The sequence below is a fragment of the Nocardioides sp. CPCC 206348 genome (assembly GCF_048654705.1).
In the GTDB taxonomy this organism is placed as follows: domain Bacteria; phylum Actinomycetota; class Actinomycetes; order Propionibacteriales; family Nocardioidaceae; genus Nocardioides.
This window is the reverse complement of the sequence record NZ_JBMCZA010000163.1, coordinates 299-2,516: the sequence shown is the minus strand read 5'-3', so window position 1 is coordinate 2,516 and position 2,218 is coordinate 299. Positions and strand designations below refer to the sequence as shown.

The following is a 2,218-nucleotide window of genomic DNA, read 5'->3' as shown; positions in this document are numbered from 1 at the left end:
CGATCACGACGCGATGGCCGGCGGCAGCCAGGGAGTGGGCGGTGGCGGCCCCAATCCCCGAGGCGCCTCCGATGACGACCGTTACCCGCATGAACCCATCTCCTGACATTCGTCTGTTCCAGTTGACACGTGTCAACTCGCGGTCCTAACGTGACGCCCGTCACCCGAAGTTGTCAAGCCGAACTGTCCGGCCGAACTGTCCGGCCGAACTGTCCAGGAGGAACGCATGCGACGCTCGACTGTCGCCGTGATCGGGGCCGGCATCAGCGGCCTGACGATGAGCAAGATGCTCGCCGACTACGGGCTGGAGTTCGCGACCTTCGAGTCCTCGGACCGGGTCGGCGGCAACTGGGCGTTCGGCAACCCGAACGGTCACAGCAGCGCCTACAAGTCGCTGCACATCGACACCTCGAAGCACCAGCTGTCCTTCAAGGACTTCCCGATGCCCGACGAGTACCCCGACTTCCCGCACCACACCCAGGTCAAGGAGTACCTCGACAGCTACACCGACGCGTTCGACCTGCGCCGCCACATCGAGTTCGAGAACGGCGTGCTGGCCGCCCGTCGGCTGCCCGCCGAGGAGGGCGGCGGCTGGGAGCTCGAGACCGAGCGCACCGGCACCCGCCGCTTCGACGTCCTGCTCGTCGCCAACGGCCACCACTGGGATCCGCGCTTTGCCGAGAAGCCCGGCGAGTTCACCGGTACGACGATGCACTCGCACGCGTACATCGACCCGAGCTCGCCGTACGACCTCAAGGGCAAGCGGATCCTGATCATCGGCCTGGGCAACAGTGCTGCCGACATCGCCGTGGAGCTGTCGAGCAAGACGCTCGACAACGAGGTGATGATCTCGACGCGATCGAGCGCGTGGATCGTGCCGAAGTACTTCGCAGGCAAGCCGGCCGACAAGTACTACCGGACCTCGCCGCACATCCCGTTCGCATGGCAGCGCAAGTTCGTCCAGGTCATGCAGCCGCTCACCGCCGGCCGGCCCGAGGACTACGGCCTGCCGACGCCCAACCACAAGTTCTTCGAGGCGCACCCGACCCAGTCGGTCGAGCTGCCGCTGCGGCTCGGATCGGGCGACCTGAGCGCCAAGGGCGACATCGAACGCTTCGACGGCCAGACCGTGCACTTCGTCGACGGCACGTCCGCTGACTTCGACGTCGTCATCCACGCGACCGGGTACAACATCACGTTCCCGTTCTTCGACCCCGAGTTCCTCAGCGCACCCGAGAACCACATCCGGCTCTACAAGCGGATCTTCAAGCCGGGCATCGACGACCTCGCCTTCATCGGCTTCGCCCAGTCGACGCCGACCCTCTTCCCGTTCGTGGAGTGCCAGACGCGGCTCGTCGCGGCCTGGCTGGCAGGTCGGTACGCGCCGCCGTCGGAGGCCGAGATGGAGCGCGTCATCGACGAGGACACGCAGAAGTACACCGCGCACATGGTGCAGCGGCCGCGGCACACCCAGCAGCTCGACTTCTTCCTCTACGAGCACGACATCCGGGTCAAGGAGATCCCTGCCGGTGGCGTGCGGGCAGGAGCGGCGCGATGAGCGACGGGAGCAGCGGGACCGGCGAGGAGCGCAGCTGGGCGCGGATGGTCGACCGGCGCAGCGTCAACCGCGGCGACCTGCGCCGTGCCGCACTGCTGGAGGCCTTCGACGGGCTGCTCCGCGAGCAGAGCCTCGAGCAGGTCAACGTCGCGGAGATCTCGCGGCGCGCGGGCGTGACGCGTTCGGCCTTCTACTTCTACTTCGAGAGCAAGGCCGTCGCCGTCCTCGCCCTGATGGCGGAGCTGTACGACGACGCGTCGGAAGCCACCGACCTCCTGGTCAAGGCCGAGGGTGAGCCGCGGGAACGGGTCCGCAACGTCCTGGCCACCCTGTTCGACTCGGTGGACCGCACCCCGCACACCTACCGTGCACTGCTCGAGGCACGGGCCAGCAGCCCGTCCGTGCAGGAGCTCTGGGACGCGGGACGCGCCGAGTTCGCGACGATGGCCGCCGACATGATCCGCCGCGAGCGGGCCAGTGGGCACGCCATCGACGGCCCGGATCCGGCAGCCCTCGCCGCCGTACTCCTCGACCTGAACGACCACTCGATCGAGCGTCACGCCCGGGGTTCCGGACCGGGCCGTGAGCAGCACATCGACGCCATCACCCACCTCTGGATCCAGGCCATCTACGGGAGCACCTCGTGACGAACTTCAGCTT

At 67.6% G+C, this 2,218-nt stretch carries 2 protein-coding genes; both read left to right on the top strand.

Annotation, left to right across the window (positions count from 1 at the left end):
- Positions 1-226 precede the first annotated feature (226 nt).
- Positions 227-1,558, top strand: a complete 1,332-nt coding sequence (locus tag ACOADB_RS12380) for a flavin-containing monooxygenase (protein WP_378598776.1) — start codon at positions 227-229, stop codon at positions 1,556-1,558.
- Entirely contained in the window at positions 1,555-2,205 is a 651-nt protein-coding gene (locus ACOADB_RS12375; RefSeq protein WP_378598773.1) for a TetR/AcrR family transcriptional regulator, read from the top strand. Before ACOADB_RS12380 ends, ACOADB_RS12375 begins: the two co-directional genes overlap by 4 nt.
- The last annotated feature ends 13 nt before the right edge of the window (positions 2,206-2,218 follow it).